1 protein-coding gene is annotated in these 283 nt (G+C 43.1%); it reads right to left on the bottom strand.

The genetic code is table 11. The annotated features are described in order from the left end of the window. Nucleotides 1–262 (bottom strand): potassium-transporting ATPase subunit KdpA (locus AAEZ03_RS26895; RefSeq protein WP_350582854.1); only part of this gene is annotated, 262 nt, incomplete at its 3' end. Between the last annotated feature and the right edge of the window lie 21 nt (nucleotides 263–283).

The raw sequence follows: 283 nt of genomic DNA on the forward strand, positions 1-283 counted from the left end.
GCACCAACTGCAACACAAATAACCCCAACAATCCAATGAGATTGAATAGCACAATGGCGAGCGCGTACTGTTTCCAATTCATACCAAAAGCAGGGTTGCCCTTGGTATCTTGACCGATCATACCTAGCGTCGTAAAAATACGGGATTCAAGCCGAGAAACAGGGGCTTGCATCCTTTGCAGCAGGTACCCTGATAGAAAATACCCTAAGGTAAATAGAACGATTAAATAAATAACCAGCTGTGAAAGCGCATATATGGTCATTAAAATGCCTCCGGTTTAATC

The sequence above is a fragment of the Pseudomonas sp. HY2-MNA-CIBAN-0224 genome (assembly GCF_040310285.1).
Taxonomy (GTDB): Bacteria; Pseudomonadota; Gammaproteobacteria; order Pseudomonadales; family Pseudomonadaceae; genus Aquipseudomonas; species Aquipseudomonas helleri.